This window comes from Nocardia sp. bgisy118 (assembly GCF_057708605.1).
Window position 1 is genome coordinate 59,618 of sequence record NZ_JBYISM010000018.1, and the last position, 23,956, is coordinate 83,573.

Annotated in this window: 25 protein-coding genes; 15 read left to right on the forward strand and 10 right to left on the reverse strand. The window is 70.1% G+C overall.

The annotated features are described in order from the left end of the window. Positions 1-54: 54 nt before the first annotated feature. The 8 genes from AC3EO7_RS21915 (at position 55) to AC3EO7_RS21950 (ending at position 9,567) form a co-directional block, all read left to right on the forward strand. Positions 55-1,326 carry a hypothetical protein gene (locus AC3EO7_RS21915; RefSeq protein WP_435592269.1) on the forward strand — a complete coding sequence of 424 codons (1,272 nt, stop codon included), beginning with the start codon at positions 55-57 and terminating at the stop codon, positions 1,324-1,326. Next, the gene (locus tag AC3EO7_RS21920; protein WP_435592270.1) at positions 1,323-2,294 is read left to right on the forward strand and encodes a glutamate ABC transporter substrate-binding protein; all 972 of its coding nucleotides are present in this window, start codon (positions 1,323-1,325) and stop codon (positions 2,292-2,294) included. Before AC3EO7_RS21915 ends, AC3EO7_RS21920 begins: the two co-directional genes overlap by 4 nt. Next, positions 2,291-3,475: a hypothetical protein gene (locus AC3EO7_RS21925; RefSeq protein ID WP_431965516.1), complete on the forward strand. Its 1,185-nt coding sequence runs from the start codon at positions 2,291-2,293 to the stop codon at positions 3,473-3,475. Before AC3EO7_RS21920 ends, AC3EO7_RS21925 begins: the two co-directional genes overlap by 4 nt. Beyond that, positions 3,472-5,805 (forward strand): serine/threonine-protein kinase, encoded by a 2,334-nt coding sequence (locus tag AC3EO7_RS21930; protein ID WP_435592271.1) that lies wholly within the window; start codon positions 3,472-3,474, stop codon positions 5,803-5,805. Before AC3EO7_RS21925 ends, AC3EO7_RS21930 begins: the two co-directional genes overlap by 4 nt. Before the next feature lie 182 nt (positions 5,806-5,987). Beyond that, complete coding sequence (locus AC3EO7_RS21935) at positions 5,988-7,031, forward strand: phosphatase (RefSeq protein WP_435592272.1); 1,044 nt, start codon at positions 5,988-5,990, stop codon at positions 7,029-7,031. A gap of 22 nt (positions 7,032-7,053) precedes the next feature. Further along, complete coding sequence (locus tag AC3EO7_RS21940) at positions 7,054-8,340, forward strand: vWA domain-containing protein (RefSeq protein ID WP_435592273.1); 1,287 nt, start codon at positions 7,054-7,056, stop codon at positions 8,338-8,340. After that, positions 8,340-9,005, forward strand: a complete 666-nt coding sequence (locus AC3EO7_RS21945; protein WP_435592274.1) for a double zinc ribbon and FHA domain-containing protein — start codon at positions 8,340-8,342, stop codon at positions 9,003-9,005. The genes AC3EO7_RS21940 and AC3EO7_RS21945 overlap by 1 nt, the downstream gene beginning before the upstream one ends. Positions 9,006-9,024: 19 nt before the next feature. Next, positions 9,025-9,567, forward strand: a complete 543-nt coding sequence (locus tag AC3EO7_RS21950; RefSeq protein WP_431965526.1) for an AAA family ATPase — start codon at positions 9,025-9,027, stop codon at positions 9,565-9,567. 231 nt (positions 9,568-9,798) lie between these two features. Here the strand turns inward: AC3EO7_RS21950 and AC3EO7_RS21955 are convergent, their stop codons facing one another. The 9 genes from AC3EO7_RS21955 to AC3EO7_RS21995 form a co-directional block, all read right to left on the reverse strand. Beyond that, positions 9,799-10,542 (reverse strand): hypothetical protein, encoded by a 744-nt coding sequence (locus tag AC3EO7_RS21955; RefSeq protein ID WP_435592275.1) that lies wholly within the window; start codon positions 10,540-10,542, stop codon positions 9,799-9,801. Positions 10,543-10,712: 170 nt separating this feature from the next. Next, a complete protein-coding gene (locus AC3EO7_RS21960) occupies positions 10,713-12,215 on the reverse strand; it encodes an FAD-dependent oxidoreductase (protein ID WP_435592276.1) in 1,503 nt (500 codons plus the stop codon). A 94-nt stretch (positions 12,216-12,309) separates the two neighbouring features. Further along, a complete protein-coding gene (locus tag AC3EO7_RS21965; RefSeq protein WP_435592277.1) occupies positions 12,310-12,621 on the reverse strand; it encodes a hypothetical protein in 312 nt (103 codons plus the stop codon). A gap of 23 nt (positions 12,622-12,644) precedes the next feature. After that, entirely contained in the window at positions 12,645-13,103 is a 459-nt protein-coding gene (locus AC3EO7_RS21970) for a hypothetical protein (protein WP_431965571.1), read from the reverse strand. A 40-nt stretch (positions 13,104-13,143) separates the two neighbouring features. Next, positions 13,144-13,452, reverse strand: a complete 309-nt coding sequence (locus AC3EO7_RS21975) for a hypothetical protein (protein ID WP_431965573.1) — start codon at positions 13,450-13,452, stop codon at positions 13,144-13,146. Positions 13,453-13,540: 88 nt separating this feature from the next. Further along, positions 13,541-14,491, reverse strand: coding sequence for a glycosyltransferase (locus AC3EO7_RS21980; RefSeq protein WP_435592278.1), 951 nt, complete (start codon positions 14,489-14,491; stop codon positions 13,541-13,543). A gap of 138 nt (positions 14,492-14,629) precedes the next feature. Then, the gene (locus AC3EO7_RS21985; RefSeq protein WP_431965577.1) at positions 14,630-15,364 is read right to left on the reverse strand and encodes a metallophosphoesterase family protein; all 735 of its coding nucleotides are present in this window, start codon (positions 15,362-15,364) and stop codon (positions 14,630-14,632) included. 4 nt (positions 15,365-15,368) lie between these two features. After that, entirely contained in the window at positions 15,369-15,632 is a 264-nt protein-coding gene (locus tag AC3EO7_RS21990) for a BON domain-containing protein (protein ID WP_431965579.1), read from the reverse strand. A 4-nt stretch (positions 15,633-15,636) separates the two neighbouring features. Further along, positions 15,637-16,227 carry a nucleotidyltransferase family protein gene (locus AC3EO7_RS21995; RefSeq protein WP_431965580.1) on the reverse strand — a complete coding sequence of 197 codons (591 nt, stop codon included), beginning with the start codon at positions 16,225-16,227 and terminating at the stop codon, positions 15,637-15,639. Between the two features lie 186 nt (positions 16,228-16,413). On the opposite strand from AC3EO7_RS21995, the gene AC3EO7_RS22000 reads away from it, so the two are divergent. Continuing rightward, complete coding sequence (locus AC3EO7_RS22000; protein WP_431965582.1) at positions 16,414-16,929, forward strand: DUF6328 family protein; 516 nt, start codon at positions 16,414-16,416, stop codon at positions 16,927-16,929. On the opposite strand, the gene AC3EO7_RS22005 is transcribed toward AC3EO7_RS22000, so the two are convergent. Continuing rightward, a complete protein-coding gene (locus tag AC3EO7_RS22005) occupies positions 16,883-18,121 on the reverse strand; it encodes a glycosyltransferase (RefSeq protein WP_431965584.1) in 1,239 nt (412 codons plus the stop codon). The genes AC3EO7_RS22000 and AC3EO7_RS22005 overlap by 47 nt on opposite strands. A gap of 236 nt (positions 18,122-18,357) precedes the next feature. Here AC3EO7_RS22005 and AC3EO7_RS22010 point away from each other — a divergent pair, with 236 nt between their 5' ends. The 6 genes from AC3EO7_RS22010 to AC3EO7_RS22035 all read left to right on the forward strand — a co-directional run bounded on the left by AC3EO7_RS22010 (position 18,358) and on the right by AC3EO7_RS22035 (position 23,847). After that, positions 18,358-20,493 (forward strand): catalase, encoded by a 2,136-nt coding sequence (locus tag AC3EO7_RS22010; RefSeq protein ID WP_431965586.1) that lies wholly within the window; start codon positions 18,358-18,360, stop codon positions 20,491-20,493. 72 nt (positions 20,494-20,565) lie between these two features. Then, positions 20,566-21,246 (forward strand): PAS and ANTAR domain-containing protein, encoded by a 681-nt coding sequence (locus tag AC3EO7_RS22015; RefSeq protein ID WP_431965588.1) that lies wholly within the window; start codon positions 20,566-20,568, stop codon positions 21,244-21,246. 210 nt (positions 21,247-21,456) lie between these two features. Beyond that, complete coding sequence (locus AC3EO7_RS22020) at positions 21,457-21,834, forward strand: anti-sigma factor (RefSeq protein ID WP_435592279.1); 378 nt, start codon at positions 21,457-21,459, stop codon at positions 21,832-21,834. Then, the gene (locus AC3EO7_RS22025) at positions 21,824-22,609 is read left to right on the forward strand and encodes an RNA polymerase sigma factor SigF (RefSeq protein WP_431965592.1); all 786 of its coding nucleotides are present in this window, start codon (positions 21,824-21,826) and stop codon (positions 22,607-22,609) included. Before AC3EO7_RS22020 ends, AC3EO7_RS22025 begins: the two co-directional genes overlap by 11 nt. A 529-nt stretch (positions 22,610-23,138) precedes the next feature. Then, positions 23,139-23,537, forward strand: coding sequence for a hypothetical protein (locus tag AC3EO7_RS22030; RefSeq protein ID WP_431965594.1), 399 nt, complete (start codon positions 23,139-23,141; stop codon positions 23,535-23,537). Between the two features lie 37 nt (positions 23,538-23,574). Next, positions 23,575-23,847, forward strand: a complete 273-nt coding sequence (locus AC3EO7_RS22035; protein ID WP_431965596.1) for a hypothetical protein — start codon at positions 23,575-23,577, stop codon at positions 23,845-23,847. Positions 23,848-23,956: the final 109 nt, after the last annotated feature.

Consider the following 23,956-nt stretch of genomic DNA (forward strand, 5'->3'; position numbering starts at 1 on the left):
CTACCGTACTATCGCGTGCGGAGACACCGGCCGGGTAGACGAAGGGGGGACGGTGTGGGACCTCGCCTTCCGGCGACCGCGCGCGACGGGGCGGCGTGGGTGCGACGCTTCGCGCGCACGACACCAGGTCTGATCGGTGCGCTCGCACTGGTGACGGTCACGCTGTGCCTGCTCGCGGGCTTCACCGGAGCAAACCAGCTGAGCGGCAAGATCGATCGGCGCGACGCCGCCCTCGCAGGCACCGAACCACTGGCTTACGCGGCGCAGAACCTGTACGTCTCGCTCTCGGCGGCCGACGCGGCCGCGGCGGAGGCCTTCCTGACCGGCGGTATCGAGACACCGCAGGTGCGCGCCCGATACCAGCAGGCACTCGCCGACGCGGCCGACGCGCTCGCGCAGGCCACCGCGGGCGCCTCCGACGAACGGACCCGCCGCATCGTGGCGGCCATCAGCGCCGAATTGCCCGCGTACACGGGGCTGGTCGAGACCGCGCGGGCGAACAATCGGCAGGGCTTCCCGGTCGGCTCGGCCTACCTGCGCGAGGCCTCCGACATCATGCAGGACTCGCTGCTGAAGAACGCCGAGGAGCTCAGCGCGCTGCGTTTCGCCGCCGTGCACCAGGACCAGCGAGCGATCGGCGCGTTGCCGTTCGCCACGATCACGACGCTGTTGCTGGTGCTCATCGCTTGCGGCGCGGGCTCTTTCGTGCTGCTGCGCCGGACCAACCGGCGGGTCAATCCGGGACTCGTGGTCGCGGCGGCCGCGGCAGGTGTCGCGCTGATATGGACGGTGCTCGCGACCTCGGTGGCCGCGACGGCATTGGAGACCGGACGCGACGGTGCGGCGGTTCGCTTCCAAACCCTGGCCGAGGCAAGGATTCTGGCGCAGCAGGCGCGTACGGCGGAGACTTTGCAGCTGGTCACCCGTGGCGATATCGCGGCGGGGGAGGAGACGTTCAATCGCCACACCGCGGCGTTGCGCGACCGCCTCTCGCAGGTCACCGGCTCGGATTCGCCCGCAGCCCTGCGCTTCGAGGGCTGGACGTCCGGTCACCGCCGTCAGCTCGCGGCGTACCAGGCGGCCGACTATCCGGCCGCCGTGGATCAGGCCATCGGCGCGGGACCGGAGACCTCGGCGACCCGATTCGCCGAACTCGACGAATCCCTGCGCGCGGACGTGCAGCGGGTGCGCAGCGATCTGCGCGGCGGTATGGACGCCGCGGGTGACGCACTGACCTGGAGCCCCTCCGGAGTCCTGCTGCTGATGCTGTTCGCGGCGGGCGCCGCCGTCGTCGGACTGTGGCCGCGGCTGAAGGAGTTCCTGTGAGAAGACGGCTGTGCGCGCTGGTCGTCGCCCTGGTTGTGGTCGGCCCGCTGCTCGCCGCGTGCAGCACCGACGCCTCCGTGCCCGCGACGCCGCCCGCCGCGGCGGTGAATCCGGCTCCGCCCGAGTTCGCCCCGATCACCACGCCCGGGCAAGCCGAGGACGAATGCGACGCCGAGGCCAGCCTGCGGCCGGGGCCGCTGCCGCCGCCGGGTGCGATGCCTGCGGGATCGCCGATGGCCGCGATCGTGGCCAATGGGCGGGTCCGGGTCGGCGTCGACCAGAACACCTACCTGTTCGGTTTCCGCAACCCGACCACCAACGAGCTCGAGGGCTTCGACATCGACATCGCCAGGGAGATCGCCAGGGCGCTGTTCGGCGACCCCAACCGGATCGAACTGCGCTCGGTGACCGCCGAGGAGCGCATCTCCGCGCTGCGCGAGAACAAGGTCGACCTGATCGTGCGCACCTTCTCCGCCACCTGCGAGCGCCGCCGCGACGTGGACTTCTCCGCCGTCTACTACCGTGCGGCGCAGCGCATTCTGGCGCCCAAGAACTCCGGCATCAGGTCCAGCGCCGATCTCGGCGGCAAGCGGGTGTGCGTGGCCAGGGGAACGACCGCGTCCGGCCCGCTGTTCGCGCTGCCCAAGCGGCTCACCGTCTTCGGCGTGACCAACTGGACCGACTGTCTGGCCGCGCTGCAACAGGGCCACGTGGACGCGATCAGCGCCGACGACCCGATTCTGCACGGTCTGGTCGCGCAGGACCGGAATCTCGAGGTGGTCGGCGAACCCATCGGCTCCGGCGCCTACGCCATCGGGGTGGCCAAGGGCGCGCCGGAGCTGGTGCGTTTCGTCAACGCGGTGCTCGAACGCATGCGGGCGGACGGCACCTGGCAGCGGATCTACGCCGCGCACCTGAGCGTTCTCGGTCCCTCGCCCGGCCCGCCGGAAACCCGGTACACCGCGTGATCCGGGCGACCATGCAGCCGCTCACCCTCGCCGAGATCGATCGCGAACTGGCCGCCCGCACCGCCCAATTCGACGCGATCACCGCCACACTGCTGGAATTGGACCGCCATCCCGGCCTGACCCTGCTGCGCCGTTTTCCGCCGACGGGTCTCACCGAACGCCGGTGGACGCCGATCCGCGCCGAGCTCGACCTGATGTGGCAGGACCTGGCCCGGCTGCAAGCCATCCTGGACGCGGCGCGCACCGTGCGCGGCGCCCGGTCCCGGCTGGACGCCGAGGCGCGCGCCGAGCTGACCCGGCTGCTGCACGGGCGGCCGCACGAGGCCTCCCGCACACCGATTCCCCTGGCACAGCGCTCGCTCACCGGCCCAGGCGAACGGGTGCTGTTCGTCGGCCTGGCCGACACGGTGGACCGCATGCGCGCGACCTTTCCCCGGATCGCCGCCTTCCTCGACGAGGTCGGCGCGGTCAACGACAGGGTGATGTCCGGGCTCGCGCCGCTTCAGGCTCGGGTGGACCAGGCGGGCGCGGTCACCACGGAACTGCGGGACATCGGCGAGGCGATCGCCGAGCTGTTGCGCCGATCCGCCACCGATCCGCTGGCGCTGACACCGCCCGAGATCGACGCTCGCCTGGCCGATATCGGCACCCGCCTGGACCGCGCTTCGGACCTGCTCGCCGAACTGGCGTCGATCACCGCGAACTGGGATGCCGCCGTGGCGGCGACCCGCGACAGGCTGACCGCGCTCGCCGAAACGGAGGCGCGCGCCGAACGCGCGCGTGCGGAAGCCGAGCGCAAGATCCGCACCGGTCCGTTGCCCGTGCTCGAGACGGCGCACCGGGCGCTCGGCGGCGAATTGGCCGCCCTCGCTGCCACGCCGGGCGCGGGCGCGGCGTTGCACGAGCTGCGCCGCCGGATCGCCACGGCAAGCGCAGCGGCCGCAGGCGCGGCAGAACTCGCCCAAGGCTTGCTCGACCGCCGCGCCGAGCTGCGCGGGCGGCTCGCGGCCTATCGGGCCAAGGCCGCCCGATTGGGCGTCGGCGCGGACGACGAGCTGGCGGCACGGGAGAAGCGCGCGACCGAGCTGCTGTCGTACCGCCCGTGCGATCTCGCGGCGGCCACCCGCGCGATCGCCGACTACCAGCGACTCATCGCGGAAAGAGCGGGGAGGAGATCATGACCTGCACCGAACCCGGCTGCGACGAGCCGGTCGAGGACGGTTATTGCACGGTGTGCGGCACCGCACCCGCTGCCGCCGCGCCGGAGACCACCGCGCCGGAGGCGATCGAGTCACCGTCCGCGCGCGCCGACGCCTGCACCGAACCCGGCTGCGACGGCACGATATCCGGCGGCTACTGCGACACCTGCGGCACCGCGCCCGCGGCGACCGGAACGGTCGCCGCCTCGGCCCGGACCACCGGGCCGGGGACCAGGGGCTCCACCCGCTCGGTGCGCACCGGCCGCTCCGCGTCGTCGAAGTCCAGCGCGCGCGGACGGCTCGGCGCCGGACTGGTCGAAGTGCCGCGAGTGCCCCGGATCCACCCGAGCTCGGCGATCCTGGCCGACCCGATGGTTGCCGAGCCGAAGCGTTTCTGCGGCGCCTGCGAGCGCCCGGTGGGCCGAGGACGCGAGGGCGCACCCGGCCGCACCGAAGGCTTCTGCCCGAACTGCGGCACCCACTTCTCCTTCGCACCCAAGCTCTCCGGCGGCGATCTCGTCGGTGGTCAGTACGAGGTGGTCGGTTGCCTGGCGCACGGCGGCTTGGGCTGGATCTACCTGGCCACCGACCGCAATGTCGGCAATCGCTGGGTGGTGCTCAAGGGTCTGCTCAATTCCGGTGACCTGGACGCCATGGCGGCGGCGGTCGCCGAGAAGCGGTTCCTGGCCGAGGTCGAGCATCCGAGCATCGTCAAGATCTTCAACTTCGTCGAGCACGCCGGAGCGGACGGCGTCGCCGTCGGCTACATCGTCATGGAGTTCGTCGGCGGCACCTCGTTGAAGCAGATCCTGCGCAAACGACGCGACACCGACGGTGGTTACCTGCCCGTGCCGCAGGCCATCGCCTACATTCTGGAGATGCTGCCCGCACTCGGACACTTGCACTCGCTCGGGCTCGCCTACTGCGACTTCAAGCCCGACAACGTGATGCAGACCGATGAGCAACTCAAGCTCATCGATCTCGGCGCGGTGATCGCCATGGACGATCAGGACAGCGCCATCTACGGCACGATCGGATATCAGGCGCCGGAGATCGCGACCACCGGGCCGACGGTCGCGACCGAGGTGTACAGCGTCGGCCGCACGCTGGCCGTGCTGATCATGCACATCCCGCAGGAGGACGGGCATTTCGGCGCGCTACCGGGACCGGACGCCGAACCCTTGCTCGCCCGCTACGACTCGCTGCACCGGTTCCTGCTCCGCGCCACCGACGCCGATCCCGAGGCCAGGTTCGCCTCGATGGAGGAGATGACCGACCAGCTGACCGGCGTGTTGCGCGAGGCGCTCAGCGCCGACGACGGGTCGCCGCGCCCCGGCATGTCGGCGTATTTCGGGCCGCCGCGCGCGGTCTTCGGCGTCGGCTCCGCGGTCGCGCCCGAGGACGTCGTCGCCGGTCTGCCGGTGCCGCTGGTCGATCCGGGCGACAGCGGCGCCGCGCTGCTCGCCACCACGGCGGGGACGACGCCGGAGGAACTGGAACGCGCCTTCGCCGACGGCCTGCGTTCGGTGGTCACCGGCCGCGCCGAATCGGTGGAGATCCCACTGCGCCTGGTGCGCGCCGCCCTGGACATCGGCGACCCGGCGCAGGCCGAGCGCAGGCTCACCGAGCTCGCCGACCGGCTGCCCGGCGACTGGCGACTGGCCTGGTATCGCGGCCAGGCCGGGCTGCTCGCCCGCGATTTCGCCGCGGCCCGCGCCGAGTTCGAGGCCGTCTACGCCGCGCTACCCGGTGAACCGGCGCCCAAGCTGGCGCTGGCCGCGGTAGCCGAACTCGCCGGCGACGGAGCCGTCGCGGCGCGCTACTACGACACCGTCTGGCGCACCGACCGCGCCTTCCCCGCCGCGGTGTTCGGCCTGGCGCGGGTGCGCCGCGGCGCGGGCGACCGCGATGGCGCGGTCGCCGTCCTCGACCAGGTCGACCGATCCTCGTCGCTGTACACCGAGGCGCGCGTGGCCGCGGTGGACGCCTTGCTCGCCGAGCGCACGGCTGCCGAGCTGAACGAGTCGGTGCTGCGCGATGCGGGCGGCCGGGTCGGCGCGCTGGCGCTCGACTCCAAACGCCGCGGGGCCGAGGTGCGCATGCGGGTCTTGGACGCCACGCTGGCCTGGCTGAGCGGCGGCAGGGCGGCGACGAATCACGCGCCGCTGCTCGGCGTCTCGCTCGACCACGAGGGAGTGCGCACCGGATTGGAGCGCTGCTACCGCGACCTGGCGCGCGAAACCGACGATATGTGGGCCCGTTTCGAGTTGGTGGACCGCGCCAACGCCATCCGCCCGAGGACCACGCTGTGAACCGCGAGCGGGGCAGCGAACCCGCAGAACCCGCCGAGCCGAACCCGCCCGACGATCCCGGCTCAGCCGCCGAGCCCAGCGCGGCGCCGAACCCACCCGACCAACCGACTTCGACCGTGAGTGCCGACGTGACCCCATCTGTGAGCGCCCCTACGACCTCCCCGGCGGACACCGTGCCGACCATGCCACTGGCGACGCCCGCCGCGCCGCCGCCTACCTCGCCGCGCTGCCCTGACTGCCAGGAGAGCGTCTCGGTCACCGATCGGTACTGCGAAGCCTGCGGTCGCGAACTCGGCGCGCGCCGGGTCGCGCTGCCGCACCCGGAATCCGAGTCCGCGCCGCCGCGCCCGTGCGACGCGTGCGGCGCGCAGCAGTACGACGCCGACGGCTACTGTCGCGGCTGCGGCCAATTGCTGGCCCCGCGTGACCGTTTCGAGGCCGATTTGGGCGCGGTGTGCGTGGCCACCGACCGCGGCATCGCGCACGCGCGCAACGAGGACTCGGTCGCCGCCGCCGTGGTGGACGGCGCCGCCGGGCCGCAAACCGTCGTCATCGTGGTGTGCGACGGCGTCTCCACCTCCGAGGATCCGCAGGCCGCCTCCGGCACGGCGTCCCGCTCGGGTGTGGACGCGGCGCTCACCGCGCTCGCCGAAGGCCGCGACGCGCCCGATGCCGCGCTGGCCGGACTGGCCGCCGCGGCACAAGCGGTCCGCGATATCGCGGAGGACGAGACCCACGCTCCCTCCTGCACGTACGTCTCGGCGATCGTGCGCGGCTACGACGCCGACACGGTCGAGATCACGGTCGCGAATGTCGGTGACAGCCGCGCGTATTGGCTCGTGCCCGCACCCGGCGCGCCCGACATCCCGCCCTCGCAACGGCTCACCGTCGACGACTCGTGGGCTCAGGCCCTGGTCGACGCGGGCGCGATGGACGAGCAGACCGCCATGAAGGACCCCAGGGCGCACACGCTGTTGCGCTGGCTCGGCGCGGACTCCGGCGAACGTCCCTGGTCGGACACCTGCGTGCGCGCCTTCCGCACCCGAGGTCCCGGCCTGCTCCTGCTGTGCAGCGACGGACTGTGGAACTACCAGCCCGACGCGCACGGGCTCGCCGCGCTGGCGACAGCGGCCGAGCCGATGCGGGCGGCCCGCGACCTCGTCGAATTCGCCCTGCGCAGCGGGGGCAGCGACAACATCACCGTCGCGCTCGCGCGGGTGCCCTGATCGACCAGCCAGGAGAAGTACTGTGAATTCTGTTGCCGACAACGGCATCTCGGTGATCGTCGACCAGAACGAGTACCTCGCGGAAGGCGTGAGCACGGTCGACGCGGTGGTCACCGTGGAGACCGGCGCCGATTTCGTCGCCGCCGGGCCGCCGCCGGAGCGGGTGGAGATCCTGATCATCGACTGTTCGGGATCGATGGGCAACGCCAAGAAGCTCGAAGGCGCCCGCGGCGCCGCCATGGCGGCGCTGGACGCGCTGCCCGACGGCACCCGCTTCGCGATCGTGCAGGGCACGTCCATGGCCCGCCTGGTCTTTCCCACCGACGTGCCCTCGCTGCCCGCGGACGCGAACACACGCGCGGCGGCGCGCCGAAAGCTCGACAAGCTGCGCGCCGACGGTGGCACCGCCATGGGCACCTGGCTCGGCTTGGCCCGGCAGCTGGCCAAGAAGCACGAAGGCGCCATGGTGCACGCCATCCTGCTCACCGACGGCAAGAACGAGCACGAGTCCCCGGAATCCCTGGCCGCCGAGATCGCCCAGTCCGAGGGCGTGTTCACCTGTGACTGTCGCGGTGTCGGAACCGATTGGCGGGTGGACGAATTGCGCGCCATCGCCTCGGCGTTGCACGGCACCGTCGACATCGTCGCCGATCCCGCGCACCTGGCCGCCGATTTCACGGCGATGACCCACAACGCGATGGCGAAGGCGATTCCCGAACTGACGCTGCGTGTGTGGACTCCGGCCGGGGCGACGGTGCGTTTCGTCAAGCAGGTCGCGCCCGCCATCGAGGATCTCACGGCCCGCCGCGTCGAGGCGGGTGCGCAGGTGGGTGAGTATCCGCTCGGTGCGTGGGGCGCCGAGGAGCGCGATTATCACGTGCAGGTGCGGGTGGAGCCCGCCGCGCCGGGCCGGGAGAAGCTCGCGGCGCGGGTCAGCGTGCTCGCCGGCGACGAGGTGGTCGGGCAGGGGCTGGTGCGGGCGGTGTGGACCACCGAGACCGAGCTGTCGGCCCGGATCAGCAGGCGCGTGGCGCATTACACCGGCCAGGCCGAGTTGGCCGACGCCGTACAGGAGGGTCTGGCAGCCCGTAAGAACGGCGATGTGGAGACGGCGACGGCCAAATTGCGGCGCGCGGTGCAGCTGGCCGCGGAATCGGGCAACGAGAGCACCGCGAAGCTGTTGCGCGGGGTGGTCGAGGTGGACGAGCGCAACGGCACCGTCCGGCTGCGGTCCCGCGTCGCGGCCGCCGACGAGATGGCGTTGGACGCTCGCTCGACCAAGACCGCGCGGGTCCGCAAGGAGTCCTGATGGTGACCTGCCCCGAAGGACACCGTTCGACGGCGCTCGACTACTGCGATGTGTGCGGAGCGCCGGTCGGGGAGCCGCCGACGACGGTGGCCGCGCCGCGCTGCCCGGCCTGCGGCGCGCCGAGCGGTGGACGATTCTGCGAGGCCTGCGGTCACGATTCGGCCCTGTCGCCGTTGCCCGATCCGCCCGCACCCGACCCGTCCCCGCGCGAGTCGAGATCGGTGGCCGCCGAGCCCGCGACGGTGCGGGTATCGCCGGTGACGTGGATCGCCACGGTCACCGCCGACCGCGCCTTCTACAACCGCGTGCTGGCGCGCGAGGGGCCCGACGCGGACCGCGTCGAGTTTCCCGCCCACTATCCGCCGCGCCGAATCACCTTGCAGGGCAGCGAGATCCTGATCGGCAAGCGCAGCGTCTCACAGGGTCTGCACCCCGATATCGATCTCGGCATCGCTCCCGCCGACGCGGGCGTCTCCCGCGCCCACGCGCTGCTGCATCTGACCCCGACCGGTCTCACCGTCACCGATCTGGGCTCCACCAACGGCACCAGCCTCAACGACAGCGATGATCTCATCCCCGCGGAGCAGCCGGTCGCGCTGCGCAGCGGCGACCGCGTCCACGTCGGCGCCTGGACCACCATCACCCTTACCGCCGAGCCGGCCTGAGGTCTGCGATCATGGCCGGATGGCCTCCGCCGTCTATCTGATCACCGGTATTCAAGCCGCGGGCAAATCCACGGTGGCGCAAGCGCTCGCCGAGCGCCTGCCCCGTTCGGCGCACGTGCGCGGGGACACCTTCCGCAGATTCGTGGTGAGCGGCCGTGCGGAGATGAGCCAGGAGCCGTCGGCGGCCGCGCTCGATCAGCTTCGGCTGCGCCACCGGCTCGCCGCGTCGGTCGCCGACGAGTACGCCGCCGCGGGCTTCACCGCGGTCCTGCAAGACGTGGTGCTCGGCGAGTTCCTGCCGTACACCGTCGACCGGATCCGCACCGATCCGCTGTACGTGGTGGTGCTCGCACCGAGCCGCGAGGCGATCGCCGCCCGCGAGGCGGCGCGCGGCAAGGACGCCTACGACACGTTCACGGTCGCGGCACTCGACGCCGCACTGCGGGACACCACACCCCGGCTCGGGCTGTGGCTCGACACATCGGAGCTCACCGTCGCGGAGACCGTCGACACCATCCTCGACACCGCCCGCCCGATCGAGCGAAAACCGGCCGAATTCTGAGCCTGCCGCTGCTGGACACCAGGCGCGCCGAAAAGCTGCGTGAGCGTCGGCAGTTCGAGGAAAGCGCTCTGGCACGCCAGCTTCCGTCGCTGGGTCTGCCCGAACAGACAGTGCAGTCACTGGTACACCTCTGGTGGGAGGGATGCGCACACGCGGTCGCGACCTAGGAGGTTCACGGTCACACTCACCCGGCGAGCTACAAGCCGGCTGCTGGCTGAGCCTACCCGTTCCCTACCTGCGCATGAGATCGAGACTTGGCGTAATGCGTTGCGCACGTTCTGGATCGACGTGGGCAGTCTCGGTGAGCAAGGCGCGGACCAATGCGTCGAAGGCGGCGTGCAGCCGTGCCGGGTCGAGGCCGGTGACAAGGGTGGTCTGCAGGTCGGTGAGCAGTTCGGCGGGCAGATCGTCGTGACCGCGGGCTTGCACCGGGTTGGTGTGGTTCCGCAGGCACGCGAGAACGAGCACCTGCTCGCGTAGCCCGTCGAGCATGTGCTGGGCCTGCCAGATTCGACCGCGCGCCAGGGACGATCGAGCGTGCAGGGCATACAACCAGCCGGTGCCGATGACCTGCGCGGCGTCGGGATCCGGGCGGGCCGGATGAGGACCGCCGTCACCATAGACGAGGTGAAATGCCGGCAGCGTGCCGAATTCGAGTTCGGTGGCCCAGAAAGCAAGATCTATCTGCAGGCTGTCGGCGCGCAGGAACACCCGGAAGCGGGTCCTGCCTCGAAAAACGTCGAGATGGTCGACGACATCGAAGTCGTCGTACATGCGCCGAGTCCAGTCGGCGACAACGTCGGTTTCGTCGGCGTCGGCGGACAGCCGGAACGCGAGATCGATATCGGACCAGCGGTCTTCGCGGCCGAGGGCCACCGATCCGGTGACTGCGGCCGCGGTGATGCGCACGTCGGTTTCCGCAGCGGCGATCAGGGCTTCCCGAATGCGCGCTCGTTGTTGCTCGTCGAACACCATGTCAGCAGCATCTCACGATGCCTGGGGCGAGTCCGGGGTGCGGGGAGTCCACCCGCTTACGTCATGGTGCTCGCACCCTGGTGGGACCCCGGCACGGAATCTTCGAACGGACTCTCGCGCAACTGCTCGATCGACCCGCCGACGCTTACTTCGTGACCCCGCGGGTGGCGCTACATGTCCTCGCGCAGCACCGCTCGGCGCGCGAGCGGCTTGGTGGCGGGCCCCTCCAGCACCGTGCCGTCCGGCGCGAAGCGCGAGCCGTGTAGCGGGCAGTCCCAGGACCGTTCCGCGTCGTTCCACCGCAGGATGCCGTACAGGTGCGGGCAGATGGCCGAGACCTCGGTGGTGATGCCGTCGACGGTGCAGATCCCCGAAGGAACCAGCCCGCGGCGCTCGACGCGGCCGCAGCCCTCCTCGGGTACGGCGGCCTTGCCGCCGCCGATCATGTGCAGCCATCCCGTCGAGAGCTGTTGGACAACGGCGGTGTTCGCTCGTGCGCCGGAGAGCAGCGAACGCAGTTCGGCGGGCTGCCAGGTGGCGAACGTGGTGGACCAAGGCGGCGGCTTGCCGTTGAGCCTGCCCTCCAGCGCGAGTGCGGCGGCCACGCCGTTGGTGAGGCCCCATTTGGCGTAACCGGTGGCGACCAGGATGTCGTCCCGGCCCGGCAGCAACGGACCGACGTAGGGCAATTCGCCCACCGGGTGATAATCCTGGGCGGACCAGCGGTGCAGCACTTCCGCACCGGGGAACCACGTGGCGGTCCAGTCCAGCAGTTCGTCGGCGTGCGCGGCCGCGGCGTCGGTCCGCCCGACCGCGTGCCCGCTGCCGCCGACCAGCAGCAGATCGCCCTCGGGTGTCGGATGGTAGCGCACCGAGCGGATGGGCTGTCCCGCGCTGATGTACATATCGTGCGGGACCGGCTCCGGCGTACGGAACGCCGCGAGATACGAACGCTCGGCCGTGAGTCGCGCGAAGAACCCGCCGCGGTCCAGAATCGGGGTCCCGGTGGCCAGCACGACCTTGTCCGCGGTCAGGTCGCCGTGTTCGGTCTGGACGACCAGCCTGCCGTCCTCGCCGCGCACCCCTTGCGCGCGAGTCGATTCGTAGATCGGGGCGGTGTGCGCCTCGACCTCGGCGGCGAGCGCGGCCAGCACGGTCATCGGATCGATCTGCGCCTGCTCGACGAGCCGAACCCCGCCGTAGGCCGGGAACGGCGTGTCGAGCTCGTCGACCAGCTCGGTCGGCAGTCCCGCTGCCCTCGTCGCATCGAATTCGGCTCGTACAGTGTGTTTTTCGCTTTCGGACTGGGCGTAGGTGACCGCCGCGCTGTGCTGATACGCGATCCCGCGCTCTTCGCAGAACCGCAACAGCCAGTCCTGCCCGTCGCGATTCGCGGCGAGGTACTCCGCCAAGACGCCGATGCCGTGGCGTCCGGCGATGTGCTGCGCGCGAGTTCCCTGGAGCAGACTGATCTTTCCGGTCGTGCCCCCGGTCGTCCCGACCCCGACGCGCCTGCCCTCGACCACCGCGACCTGAATGCCGTTCTGGGCCAACAGTAGCGCCGTCACGAGACCGGTGATCCCCGCGCCGATCACGACGGTGTCGTAGCGCGATCCGGGCGTGAGCCGCAGCCGCGCCGGTACTTGGGCGTCGTTCAACCACAGGGAGGTCATAGTCGGGAGATAGCCCATCGACTCGGCCCGAAACCCGGCGCTGACCGGGCGAGCTTCTCGTGAGCGGCGGTGCGTGATCCCGTCATGTCCCGGCTCACTTCGGAACGAAAATGCCGGTCAGATCTGCTTTCCGGATGGGCGTGTCCGGATTGGCCTGCGCGGTGCACATCAATTCGATCGAGGCGATGGCGGCGTCGACCATCTGGTCGTCCGGCGCCTCCTGACCGCTGCGCTCCTGTTCCAGGAACTTCGTGACGGTGGTTCGCTGCTTGTCCGCGTCCTGCTCGACGAACTCGTTGCACGGCGTGTCGCCGCCCTTGTTCACGGCTTTCTCGGCTTCCGCACAGCCTACCGCGAACACCGCGGTCGATGCCAGCGCCGCGACGGCGAAACTACGCATTCTCATCGGAACTCCTGTTTCGGGGCGGTTCAGAAACCGGCGAGGCCGGAGGCGAGATCATCGATGTCCAGCGCCTCCATCACCTGCTGACGCACGTCGGGGCACTGCTGGATGGTCGCGGTGTCGATGATGGTCTGATCGGCGATCACCGCGTCGTTGAGCCCTCCGTTGCGTATCGCCCAGTTGTGCACGGTGGCGTTGAAGCTGACCCGGCCGACGACCGCACCCTGCTCTTTCCAGTTGCCGACCTCCGCGCGCATCATGTCGCACAGCTGCGCGGCCGCGGCCGGTGTCACCTCGTCGGGATTCGGCACCTCGGCGCTGGTCGGTGACGGGATGGTCAGCGAGACGCTGCCCTCGGTGGGGGTGGCAGGCACCAGAGGGGTGTCGCCGTCGCCGCCGCATCCCGCGACGAGCGAACCGGCGATCACCAGTCCCGCCACCGCGATCGAGCTCCGGCCGAGCAGTCGAGTTCCGTTGAATGTCATCGTGTTTCCTTCCGCGCACCCCGTCGGTGAGGTGGTGCGATCAATGCCCGCGGTCGTCGTAGAGCGCGCCGCTCTGCTTCTTCTGGACGCGCTTGTGCTCGGCGAAGACCATGGCCGCGCCGACGACGATGCTCAGCACCGCGGCGATGCCCGCGACCACCGCCCAGCCCTCGTAGCCATAGCCCGCGGCGGTGAGCGTCAGCGCGACGAGGACGATGCCGAGGCCGACCAGGACGATTCCCGGCCAATTCTTGGTGTCCTCGATCGCCTCGCCCGCGTGGGTACGCGTGGTCCGATGGTGGTCTGGGAACTCACCTTTGGGCGATTTGTCGTGGTTCTCGGCACGCATAGCGGTCTCCTTCCGGTCCAACCCTCGGACGGGCGCCGTTCGACGGATACCCCGGAAATCACAAGGCAATCAGTCCGGCCGAGCGGCGTCAGCCGATGGACGTGCTGTGGCGATCGCCGACGAGAGTGCCGAACAGCCGATCCCAGGTGTGCAAGAACTCGGCGAGACCGAAATTGGCTTGGGCCCACTGCCGTGCCGCCTTGCCCGCCAATTCGGCGAACATCGGCTCGTGCACGAACTGGCGGACCGCCTCGGCGAGTATCGCGGGCTCGGTCGAGACCACCCCGGCCTCGGGCGGAATCGAGGCGGAGACCTCGGTGGTGCCGAGCGCCACGATCGGCATGCCGAGATACATCGCCTCCAGCACCGACATGCCCAGCGACATCCAGCGCGGCACATGCAGGAACACGCGGCGGCGGGCCAGCTCTTCGTGCAGCCGGTCCTGGGCGAGATCGCCCGCGCCTGCGATTCGATCGGCTGGACAGTGCAGCGCGTCGGCCAGCCGTTCGGTGCCGGAACCGTAGACATCGATCGGCGCGGCGTCGGAGAGCGGCGCGAGCAGATCGGTGCCGGTGATCCGGCAGCGGCGCACCGGATCGTGGATGATCGTCGCCGCCCGTGGCAGTTCACCGGTGTACAGGTGGCCGGGATCGGGAATCCCGTAGGGGATCACCATGCTCGGGCACCGGCCGTTGTCCCACATCAGCCGGTTGAACTGGGTGACGTGCACCAGCGGGATGTCGGAGCGGCCCGCGAGCGGATGCCTGGTCAGCGCCGCGTGCTGGTGCGGAGTGTTGTGTTCGACGTACACCGCGGGCACGTCGGTGCCCGGCGCGCGGCCGAGCCATTCGTGCGCGAGATCGATTTCCCTCGGGCGTTGCAGAACAACGAGATCGATGTCGGTGTCGACCAGGTCGGCGGGTGCGATGTCGACCGCGTTCGCGGGCCAGGGACGACCGCACCGGCCACGCGCCCATTCACCGCGGCGTGCGTCATAGGGCACCAGATAGCGATGCCCGCCCTGGACGAATGCTGTCATCCAAGGGCTGTGCGCGTGCCACACCAGGACGTTCAGCGGTCCGGTCGCCCCGTTCGAAGTGATCGTCGGAGCTTCCATACGGCCCGTGTGCCCCAGCAGCCCCGCCCGAAACCTGGCCGCCTCGCCGCGCCGGGCGTATCAGGTGGTGACGGCCCGCTGCCTGGCCGGTTCCAGCTCGTAGATGGCGTAGGCCGCCCGGATCACCGGCTCGGCGACATTGCGCACCCTGATGCCGCCCGGTGTGGTTCCGCGCTCGGTGCCCGCGTGCGCGTGGCCGTGCAGCGCCAGATCCGCGCCGAACTCGTCGATCGGCTCGCCGAGCAGATAGGAACCGAGGAACGGGTAGATCTCTCTCGGCTCGCCGTGCAGGGTGTCGCTGACCGGAGAGTAGTGCGTCAGCACGATGGTGACGTCGGTGTCCAGCTCGGCCAGTGCGCCGCGCAGCGAATCGGCGAGTGCCACCGTGTGGCAGGCGAATTCGCGCATCACCCGCTCGCCGAAGACGCTGGCGCACTTGCCCGCGAACCCACCGCCGAAGCCCTTCGTGCCCGCCACCCCGAGGGTCTGCCCGTCGATCGACACGGTGGTCGAACTGCCCTCGAGCACGGTGATGCCGTAGTCGGTGAGCAGGGCGGTGATGTCGTCCTGGGCGTCGCTGTGGTGGTCGTGGTTGCCGAGCACGGCGATCACGGGCACGCCGAGGTCGGTGAACTCCGTCGCCACCACGCGCGCCTCGTCCAGCGTGCCGTGCCTGGTGAGGTCTCCGGCGAGCAGGAGCACGTCGGCGCGCAGGGGGAGTTCGCGGAGCACGGGTCGCAGCTGGCCGGAGGATTCGGCTCCCAGATGTACGTCGCCTACCGCGGCGATCCGCATGGCGTCAGCTCCCTTCCTGCGACGACAGGTGTTCGGTTCCGGTCGGCGCGGTGGGCACCGTGACGTGCACGTCGTTGTGGATGACCACGCCGGGCAGTTGCTCGCGCACCACCTTCTCCATCTGCTGTTTGCAATGGGCGCTCGTCACTTCGCCGTCGAGCACCACCACCTCGCCGCGGATGGTGACCTGTACACCGAGTTCGGCGGTGCGCGGGTCCTCGGCGAGTGCGCGGCGCAGACGGGCGACGAGATACTGGGGTTTCTCCATCGGCTCAGCTTTCTTCTCGAGCCCGATGCCCTGCGCCGGTCCAGCCCGCATCGGTGATGCCGAGGTCGTCGACCAGGCCGAGAAAGGCTCGGGCATATGGCGATTCCTTCGTCTGACTGCGCACCACGGCCCAATCGACCTGCTCGCGCAGATCCCGCGCGATGTGCAGCAGCGGGCTCAGATCCAAGCGGTGCGCGTCGAAGACGAGCAATTTGTCGATCATCAGATCGGTCGCGCTGATCACCGGCGCCACCGTGGGGCCGACCCGCATGACCGTCGCCCGGTCGAGCAACTCGTCGGTGACGTCCCGGCAGTTGGGCCGGTAGATGACATCGACGAGGGTGTCGCCGTCATAGACCTTGGACAGCCAATCCTCGGGCGGCTCGCACACCCGCAGCCCCGCCTTGGCGAGCGCTTGGATGGCCTGCGAGATATCGGCCGGTTTCACGAACAGATCCACGTCGTGATCCGAGGTGGGACCGCCGCGGGCGTACACCGCGCAGCCGCCGGCCACCGCGAACCTGATCTCCGCCTCGTGCAGGGTGTTCGCGGCGCGGGTCAGCGCGTGCAGCAGTTCGTCCATGGTGGCGACCATGTTGCGGTGGTACCCGGCCGATACCCGGTTAATCAGGGGCTGAGCGGGTATGCGATGGCGTGCAGCGGGTCGGGAGACGACCGTGAGGGTACCGATGCGGAAGGGGTGGTGAGATGCCGAAGACCACCCGGCGCGGCGACACGAAGAAGTCCGGGCTGCCGAGGGGGCATCGCCGGAAGACCGCCCGTGCCCGACGATGACGACACCTCGGATCGTGCGGGTCGACACCACGACGAGGGCAGGGACGAAACCGAGCTCGAACGACTGGACCGCAACTGGGCCAGCCTGATCCAGGAGTTGCGCGTCGTGCAGACCGGTGTGCAGTTCCTCATCGGCGCGTTGCTGCTGCTGCCGTTCCAAGCCGGGTTCGCGGCGTTGTCGCACCAGATGCGGGTGCTCTATCTGGTGACCGTCTGCGCGGCGTTCGGCGCGACGGTGTTCCTCGTGGCACCGGTTTCCTGGCATCGCATTCTGTTCCGCAGGCATCGGCTCGGCAATGTCGTCGCGGCCGCGCACCAGTGCGCCATGGCGGGGGTTGCGCTGCTCGGCGTCGCACTGATAGGAGCGTTGATCCTCGTGGTCGACGTCGTTGCGGGCACCACCGCGGCGGTGGTCGCGGGCGTCGTCACCGCGGCGCTGTTCGTCCTTACGTGGTTCATCGCGCCGTGGCGGTGGCGCGCCCGGAGCCGGCCGCACCCGTGACGACCGCGGCACGCGCGGGCGCGGCGCGGCGGTAGGCCGCCATCGTGGCTGCGGCCACGCGATCCCAGGAGTAGCGGCTGCGCGCCCGTTGCCAGCCCGCCGCACCCCAGGTTTCGCGCAGCGTCTCGTCCTCGAGCAGCGGGCGCACCGCGCGGGCAACGGCCTCGGGTTCGGCCGGGGCGACGAACCTGCCGGTGACGCCGTCGACCACCGTGTCGAGCATCCCGCCGACCGCGGTCGTCACCACCGGCTTGCGACAGGCCATCGCCTCCAGGGGCACCAGGGCGAACGGCTCGTACCACGGCGTGCACAGCACCACGTCGGCCGAGCGGTAGAGCCGGGGCATGGCGCTGTGCGACACCTGGCCGAGCAGCCGAACCCGTTCGTGCACACCACATTCCGTGGCGATCCGGCGCAGCCGCTTGAACTCGGCGTCGTCGTCCACGTCATCACCCACCGCACCGCCCGCGATCACCAGTTCGGTCTCGGGCAGGCCGGGCAACGCGCGCACCGCGAGGTCGAAACCCTTCCTGCGCACCAGTCGTCCGGCCGCGAAGAGCCGGTGACGCGCCTTGCGGGCGGCGGCGGCTCCCTCGGGACGGAATGCCGCGAGGTCGACGCCGCACGGCGCCACCGAGATACGGAAGCGCGGCACGCCCATCCTGACCAGTTCGATGGCCTCGTCGGCGCTGGTCGCCAGCACGTGCGCGGCCCTGGTGGCGATGAGCCGCTCGAATCGGATCCGCGAGCGCGGGCTGGTGTCGGCCAGCCCGTGGTGGCGGCGCTCGACGGTGCCGAGCGCGTGGAAGGTCACCACCACCGGGATGTCGTGCGCCCTGGCCGCCAGTTCGGCGGCGAGCGCGGAGATCCAGAAGTGCGCGTGCACCAGATCGGGGGTGTCGCGCGCCCAGTGCTTGCGCAGGAAGGTGCCGAATTCGCCGAGGTGGGGCAGCGTCCGGTCGCCGCTGAGCGGCCGCGGCGGTCCGGCGGGGACGTGCACGACGCGGTATCCGTCCCTGGTCGTCACCTCGGTCCTGATGTGCGGGTCGTCGCGCCGGGTGTACACCGTGACCCGGTGCCCGGCGCGGGTCAGTGCCGCCGAGAGTGCCGCGACGTGCACTTGTTGACCGCCCGCGCCGCCGCCGGGATCCGCGAGCGGACTGACGTGTTCGGAAACCAGGGCGATCTTCACGGCTGCTCCGTTCGGTGCGAGGACGGGCGCACGACGTCACCCGGCGCGACCACGGACCGGGCGTGCCGTCGGCGATATGTGCGAGATATGCCCGCCCGAGCGGCCCGCAAACGGAGCGTCGCGCGCTTTCGGTGCAGGGCGGCGGCCGCGAAAGGCTCGATGAGCTCGGTTTACCCGCATCGAATGCGGGCAGTCGGCGGGACGAGAGGGATCGACAGCAGGGCAGGAGGAGACCAGTGGACGAGCGATCGGGCAACGGCGCGGGCAGATCCGGCGCCGATCCCAAGCAGCGACAGCTCGACGCACACCGGGTCGACCGGGAGCGCGGTTATCTGACGACCCAGCAGGGCGTGCGCGTCGAGAGCACCGACGACGCGCTGGCCGCCGGGGACCGCGGCCCCACCCTGATGGACGATTTCCACGCGCGGGAGAAGATCACCCACTTCGATCACGAGCGCATCCCCGAGCGCGTGGTGCACGCCCGCGGCGCGGGCGCCTACGGACACTTCCAGCCCTACGACAACGCGCTGTCCGACGTCACGACGGCCACGTTCCTCACCGACCCCCGCGTGCGCACCCCTGTCTTCGTTCGGTTCTCCACCGTCGCCGGATCCCGCGGCTCCGCCGACACGGTGCGCGACGTGCGCGGTTTCGCCACGAAATTCTATACCGCGCAGGGCAATTACGATCTGGTCGGGAACAACTTCCCGGTGTTCTTCATCCAGGACGGCATCAAGTTCCCCGATTTCGTGCACGCGGTGAAACCCGAACCGCACAACGAAATTCCGCAGGCCGCCTCGGCGCACGACACCCTGTGGGACTTCGTCTCGCTGCAACCCGAGACGCTGCACGCCATCATGTGGCTGATGTCGGACCGGGCGTTGCCGCGCAGCTACCGGATGATGCAGGGCTTCGGTGTGCACACCTTCCGCTTGGTCGACGCGCGCGGCAAGGGCACCTTCGTCAAGTTCCACTGGAAGCCGCTGCTCGGCGTGCACTCCCTGGTGTGGGACGAATGTCAGCAGATCGCCGGACGCGACCCCGATTTCAACCGCCGCGATCTCTGGGATTGCATCGAGGCAGGCCAGTATCCCGAATGGGAGCTCGGCGTCCAGCTGGTGCCCGAGGAGCGCGAATTCGACTTCGATTTCGACCTGCTCGACGCGACCAAGCTCATTCCCGAGGAGCAGGTCCCGGTCCGGCCGGTCGGGCGGATGGTGCTCGACCGCAATCCGGACAACTTCTTCGCCGAGACCGAACAGGTCGCCTTCCACACCGCGAACCTGGTGCCCGGCATCGACTTCACCAACGACCCCCTGCTCCAGCTGCGCAATTTCTCCTACTTGGACACCCAGCTGATCCGGCTCGGCGGTCCCAATTTCGCCCAGCTGCCGATCAACCGGCCGGTGGCCGAGGTCCGCAATCACCAGCAGGACGGCTACGGCCAGCACGCGATCCCAGGGGGCCAGGCGGCCTACACCAAGAACAGCATCGGCGGCGGCTGCCCGTTCCTGGCCGATTCCGGTGCGTTCCAGCATTACCCGCAACAGATCGACGGTCAGGCGCTGCGCAAACGCGCGGAGAGCTTCAAGGAGCACTACCGGCAGCCGAGGATGTTCTGGCGGAGCATGTCACCGCCCGAGGCCGAACACATCATCGACGCGTTCGCCTTCGAACTGGGCAAAGTCGGGCGACCGGAGATCCGCGAACGGGTCATGGAGCATCTGGTCCGCATCGACTCCGCGCTGGCGGTGCGGGTGGCGGGCAAGCTGGGCGTCTCCGCCCCCGCGCTCGACGTCGACACCACCGACGCATTCGTCTCACCGGCGCTGTCCCAGGCCAACACCGCGATGGACACGATCCAGACCCGCAAGATCGCGGTACTCGCCGCCGACGGCGTCGACGCGGCCGGGGTGCGGGCGCTGCGCACGGCGCTGACCGAACGCGGCGCGATCGTCGAGGTGCTCGGCCTGCACGGTGGCGCGATCAGGGGTGACGGATCCGACGGCGATCAGCTCGCCGTCGATCGGGCGCTGGTCACCGCCGCCTCCGTGCTCTACGACGGCGTCGTCGTCGCGGGTGGCTCCGCGGCGGCGGAGACGTTGGCGCGCAACGGTTCCGCGGTGCATTTCGTGCTGGAGGCGTTCAAGCACGCGAAGGCCGTCGCGGCCTTCGGCGCGGGCGTCTCGGTGCTGCGCATCTCCGGGATCGTCCCCGACGCGCCGACAGATCGCGATCTCGGCATCGAACACGGGGTGATCACCACCGAGTCGAGCGGCGGCGCGCTGCCGGGCGACTTCGTCGACACGTTCGCCGACGTGCTGGCCAGGCATCGCAGCTGGCGTCGCGCGACCACCGCCGTACCGGCCTGAGAAGAGGGGCCGATAGTCCTCGGCGAGGCCGATCTGCTCGCCGCGTGCCCGGCGAAGACGGATACTTTTCCTGTGACGGAGAGTGGGTCGATGCCGCCCGGCGACGCGTTCGTGCTGAACCGGGTGATCGGTATGGGAACGCCGCAGAATGTCGGCAGTTTCCGGTTCTGGTTCGCGGACGAGCGGTGGGAGTGGTCGGACGAGGTTGCCGTGATGCACGGGTACTCGCCGGGAACGGTGCGCCCGACGACGGAATTGTTGCTCTCCCACAAGCACCCCGACGATCGCGATCAAGTCGCCACGCGGCTGGCGAAGTCCATCGAGACCGCCGAACCGTTCTCCAGCAGGCACCGGATCATCGACACGAAGGGGGTCGTGCACCACATCATCGTGGTGGCCGACCGGATGGCCGACGAATCCGGCGAGGTGGTCGGCACCGCGGGCTACTACGTCGATGTCACCGAAACACTCGAGGAGCATCGACAGGAGACGCTGGACGACACGCTGCCGGAGCTGTACGAGGCGCGCGCGGTCATCGAACAGGCCAAGGGCGCGTTGATGCTGGTTTACGGCGTCAGCGCGGAACAGGCGTTTCGCGTGCTGAGCTGGCGTTCCCAGGAAACCAACGTGAAGCTGCGTGCGCTGGCCGCCCAATTGATCGCCGAGATGAGCACCGTGACGCAGGCCGCCGTGGGCGTTCGCACGGAATTCGATCACCTGTTGCTCACCGCGCACGAGCGGGTGCGGCGGTAGGGTTGGAACCCACGTCGGCGATGACCGGCGTTTCAGTTCGTGTCCGACGGGTAAGTGCAACGATGAGGGACGCCGCGGTCGCCCGATCACCAGGGCTGGCGATTGTTGCGCGGTAGCCTGACGGATCGGCCGCGCGAAACAAGGTGGTGATGGGTGATGGGGGAGTGGACCTCGCAGTCCTCGACGGAAACGACGACCATAGGTGTTCGCGTGCCCGCGCGGCTCGAGCAGCTGACGATGCTGCGCGCCCTCGCCGAAACCGTGGCTCTCATCGCGGATTTCGCCATCGACGAGGTCACCGACATCCGCCTCGCGCTCGACGAGGTCGCCACCGTGCTGATCTTGGACGCGGTGCCGGGCTCGGACATCGACTGCGCGTTCACTTACGACGAGAATCGCATGTTCGTGCACGTGTCATCGATCGTGACGACCGACTCGATAGTGGAGCAGGCCGGTTTCGGATGGCACATCGTACGGACCCTCACCGAATCCATCGCCGCGCAGCAGGAGCCCTACGACGGGGAGCTGTCGGGTTATCGGACGGTTGTCGACTTCGCCTGGGTGCGAGGGGGCGCCGATGGCGGGTGAATCGAGGTCGGCGGGCGACAGCTACGACAATATCGAGCCGCTCTTCGAGAAGATCGATGCACTCGCCCCGGGCGACCCCCGCCGCGTCGCCCTCCGGGAAGAGCTGATCGGACGCTGCCTGCCGCTGGCCGAGCACATCGCGCGCAAGTTCTCCGGGCGCGGCGAGGTCTTCGACGATCTGCTCCAAGTCGCGCGGCTCGGGCTGGTGCAGGCCGCCGACAGGTTCGACGTCAGCCGCGGCTCGTCCTTCCTCGCCTTCGCGGTGCCGACCATCATGGGCGAGGTCCGCAGGCATTTCCGCGACAACACGTGGGCCGTTCGGGTGCCGCGGCGAACCAAGGAGATCCAGCTCAGCATCGGCGCGACGGTGGAAGCGCTGTCGCAGCGGCTCGGCCGGATGCCGCGCGCCCGCGAGATCGCCGACGAGCTCGGCGTCGACCTCGTGGAGGTCACCCAGGCGCTGATCGCTGGCAACGCGTACCAATCGTCGTCCATCGACGCCGTCGCGGGCGACGACATCGACAGCGCGCCGCTGCCGCTGTTGGAAAGTCTCGGCGCCGAGGAGCCCTCCTACCACCTGGTGGAGGACTTCATGGCGGTCAAGCCGCTCATCTCCGAGCTGCCCGATCGTGAGCGGCAGGTGCTGATCATGCGGTTCTTCGAGGGCAAGACCCAGACGCAGATCGCCGACGTGCTCGGCGTCTCGCAGATGCACGTTTCCCGGATTCTCGCCAAGACCCTGCGCTGGCTGCGCGAGGAGGCGCTGCGCGACTGACGCGCGTCCTCACTGCGGATTCGGCGGTGCGGGCGCCGGATCGGGCCCCGGTATGGGGCGCCCCGGCCCCGGCTCGGGCGGGGGAGCGGGTTCGCGCGGGTCCGGGCCGGGCGGCGGCGTCGGCCGGTCGGGTTCCGGCGGAAACGGGTGTCCCGGCTCCGGTTCGGACGGCAGCGGGGAAGGTCCTGGCTCGGGCGGGAACGGCGGCGGAAACGGGTGCGGAGCCGGATCTGGGTTCGGAATCGGCTCCGGCTCGGGCGGCGTCGGCACCGGGTCGGGCTGCGGATTCGGGGGTATGGGATCGGGTATCGGCTGTGGCGTGTGGTCGTCCATGCGGCATCTCCTGGGTGGTGCCCTGACCCGCACCGTCGCGAACCTCGGCGGCGAAGGCCGATCATCCAGCGGATACCCACCGCACACCGGACGAATCGGTTGCGGCATACGCCTCACTCCCGTTTGCCGACGTTCCGGTTCGGGTACGTGGTGAGACAACCGGACAACGAGATACGAGGGCGCAGAGGGAGTCGTCATGGACTATCAGCGACGACCCGCCATCCGGGCTCCGCACGCCGGACCGGGGCATTCGAGGTCGCTGCAGCAGGCACAGGAGATCACGTCGCCGACCCAGCGCCCGGACCGAGCGGGCCGTACCCTGGTCACGCGCAACCACGAGGTGATCAGGCGGTGGGCCGAGCAGCGCGGCGCTCGCCCCGCCACCATGCCGGGCAGCGAGTACAACGGCCGTCTCGGCGTGCTGCGCTTCGACTTTCCCGGCTACGGCGGCGCGGTGCTGCGCCCCGTCGGCTGGGACGAATGGTTCGCGACCTTCGACGACCGGCGGCTGCGCTTCCTGTACCAGGAGCAGCGGGCCGACGGCTCACCGAGCAATTTCAACCGGCTGGAGCGTTCGCGCCACGAGGACGGTTGACCCGTTTCGGCGGCTCGCCAGCGGAAACCCCTCGAGCATGACCGAACTTTCCGGCGGAGAGCCGCTCGACGACACGTCGTGGACCGACGAGATCCCGTCCACGACCGAACAGCTCGACGAGGACGAACTCGACGCCGATCCGCTCGAGGCGGCGATGGACCCGCCCGACGCGTGGTCGGCCGCCGAACGCTACGCCGAACCGCCCGCCGTGCTGCGCGCGGGCGAGTCGATCGGCCGGCGTCTCGACGCCGAGGAACCGGACGTCGTCCCGGACGAGCCTCCGCTCACCACGGGTCCGGACGAGTCCTGACCGGAGCGAGCCGAGGAATCGGCGCGGGCCACAGTGCCGCGCCGATCATCGGACTGCCGGTTTCCGATCGAGAGTGCCTGTCCCCGAACGAATTCCAGTTGGTCGAAAC